Source organism: Bifidobacterium polysaccharolyticum (assembly GCF_016101585.1).
Lineage (GTDB): Bacteria > Actinomycetota > Actinomycetes > Actinomycetales > Bifidobacteriaceae > Bombiscardovia > Bombiscardovia polysaccharolytica.
Genome location: NZ_JACFQG010000010.1, coordinates 1 through 2,458 on the forward strand (window position 1 = coordinate 1; position 2,458 = coordinate 2,458).

The window sequence follows — 2,458 nt, forward strand, 5'->3', positions numbered from 1 at the left end:
TCCGCTATACCCGGGCCGCCATTCCAGGCGTCGGCACAAACAGTCCCGGCACCAAGGAAAGGAACACCCATGAACACCACAACCACAGTGACCATGCTGCCCATCGACGCCATCAGGCCCAACGACGCCAACCCCCGAAGCGAGATAGGAGACGTGTCGGAGCTGGCCATGAGCATCGCGTCCCAAGGCATACAGCAGGCCCTGGTCGTCACACCGGCGAACCAGGAGGGGCGGCACACCCTGGTCATCGGACACCGGCGGCTGGCGGCCGCCGAGCAGGCCGGCCTTGCAACCGTGCCCTGTATCATCACCGACATGGACGAGCAGACCCAGGCGGAGGTGATGCTGGTAGAGAACATACACCGTGACCAGCTCACCGCCCTGGACGAGGCACGCGGATACGCCCACCTCCTGGACCTTGGCGAAGACGTGGACCAGATGGCCAAAGCCACTGGCCGCAGCCGCAGCACCGTGCAGCGACGGCTCAAAATATCGTCCATCGACGACGAGAAAATACTCGCGCTGCCATCCCAGCTGAGCTTCGAGGAATTGGAGACGATAGCCGACTTCCGCGACGACGAAGGCCTGCAAGACCAGCTCATCAAAGCCGCAGGCACCAACAACTGGAACATGACACTGCACCAGGTCCAGGCCAAACGGTCGCTGGACAAGTGGATCGAACAGGCCCAGGAAGCCATCAAGCAGGCCGGGCTGCCCATCGTGCCGCTGACACCATCACAATCCTGGTCTGACCCGGAAGGTTGGCGCACCATCGCCCGATTCTCCCCGGATACCGACCCCGACCCCAAGCAGGCCCTCGACACATGGCTGGAGGAATGGGAAGGCGACAAACCCACGGCCGCCGGACTGCTCGACCGTGGCGGACAGTGGCGCGTCAAAATCACCCTGCTGGAGCCATACACCCAACAGGACCAGGAGGACGAACGCCGGCAAAGAGAGGATGACCTGGCCAGGTGGCAAGCCGAACAAGAAGCCGAAATCGCACCGGCCAAGCAACTGGACACGGCAAGCCACGACCTGCGGCTGGCCTACACGCAACGGCTCATGTCCCTCAAACGCCCCGCCAAAAACCAGTCCCAGGCCCTGTCCATGCTGGTCATCGCCCAAGCGAGCCAACGCACCTGGTGGGTCAGCCGGGACCAGGTGCGGGACACATGGCGCGCCATCGTCCAGGACCAGGAAGCCGAGCTGGCGCAAAAGGCCGACCTTGACGAGAGTCGCCGCACCCAGACGGCCTTCGCCCTGTGCCACGCCATCATGGAGACACAGATCAACCACGAGACCTGGCGCAGCCAAGACGACATAGACGGCCTGCTCAAACCCCTCTACCGTGCCCTCCAAACCGCAGGCTACGCCATCAGCGACGAAGAGCAATCCGGTCTCGACGGCGACCTGGTGCCCCGACCTGAAGAGGAAGACAACGAAGGGAACGAAGATGAAACAGACGACGGCGACCAGGAGGAGGACACCAAAGAGTGAATGAACCCCGCAGCCGGCCCCGCCACCAAGCGGGGCCGGCTGCCGGCGGCGGCGCAGCGATGCCTCGCGCCACCCCACGGGGTGGAATCGGCATCGTCGAACGCCCCGCGTTCGGACAGCCAGACCGCAACGCGAGGAACGCACGACTGGTTTGTATGTGCAATTTGTACTACACTCATGGTCATGGAGATCGAGATAGAGCAATCAGCCCGCAAGCACGGCTGCGCCGACAACGAAATCAGGCACGCGGTCCTCCACTCCATAGGCCACGAACAAATCGAGGGCTACGGCGACGAGATGACGGTGGTCTTCGTCGGCCAGCCACACCCCGGGGCCCTACCCGACAACCTGCTCGAAGTCATCGTCAGCAAATGGCAGGACGGCCAGCTCCACGCCTTCCACGCCATGCCGCTGACCAGCCGGTGGCAACATCTCAGATACCAATAGACACAACCAACAAGGAGCCAGACCATGACCAACACACAGACACCCGCCGACAGGGCAGCACACGCCGAAGCACTCGACCGCATGGCCGACGCCGGCCAATTCACACCCATCGAAGGCACCCGGGTATACCGGGGCTACGACGCCGGCCCCCTGACCGACGACGACCTGCTCTCCATCTTCGCCGGCCGCCCCCGCGACGAACTCAAACAACCCACCAGCAAAACCTGGCAGGTACGCACCACCCCGGCCCTGGACCAATGGGCCGAAGCCGCCGTCAAAACAGAAGGCACCAACCTATCGGCACTGATCCGCCAAGCCACCGCCGAATACCTGGCACACCACTACCCAGGACTCCGAAGCCAGATGGCCTGACCCATCAGGGCAACATCATCAAGGGACCCCTCAACGGGGTCCCTTTTTCCATGCTCGGCTCGGCCGGGGTTGTGGTCATCGGCGGCTGCGCCTTGATGTCTGGCCGCCGCTGTCGCACGCCTGCGGCGTGCTGCTGAAG

At 63.6% G+C, this 2,458-nt stretch carries 3 protein-coding genes; all 3 read left to right on the forward strand.

Annotated features, from left to right (window positions below; translation table 11 throughout):
• Nucleotides 1-69: 69 nt before the first annotated feature.
• Nucleotides 70-1,500, forward strand: coding sequence for a ParB/RepB/Spo0J family partition protein (locus tag H3T90_RS08790; RefSeq protein ID WP_015022037.1), 1,431 nt, complete (start codon nucleotides 70-72; stop codon nucleotides 1,498-1,500).
• Nucleotides 1,501-1,677: 177 nt separating this feature from the next.
• On the forward strand, nucleotides 1,678-1,947 hold the full coding sequence (locus tag H3T90_RS08795) for a hypothetical protein (protein WP_198230269.1): 270 nt from the start codon (nucleotides 1,678-1,680) through the stop codon (nucleotides 1,945-1,947).
• Nucleotides 1,948-1,971: 24 nt separating this feature from the next.
• Nucleotides 1,972-2,319: a hypothetical protein gene (locus tag H3T90_RS08800; protein WP_015022035.1), complete on the forward strand. Its 348-nt coding sequence runs from the start codon at nucleotides 1,972-1,974 to the stop codon at nucleotides 2,317-2,319.
• Nucleotides 2,320-2,458 lie beyond the last annotated feature (139 nt).

Bases quoted from the DNA above. Each gene is read 5' to 3' on its own strand.
- H3T90_RS08790 (WP_015022037.1), top strand. From the start codon at position 70: ATGAACACCACAACCACAGTGACCATGCTGCCCATCGACGCCATCAGG.
- H3T90_RS08795 (WP_198230269.1), top strand. From the start codon at position 1,678: ATGGTCATGGAGATCGAGATAGAGCAATCAGCCCGCAAGCACGGCTGC.
- H3T90_RS08800 (WP_015022035.1), top strand. From the start codon at position 1,972: ATGACCAACACACAGACACCCGCCGACAGGGCAGCACACGCCGAAGCA.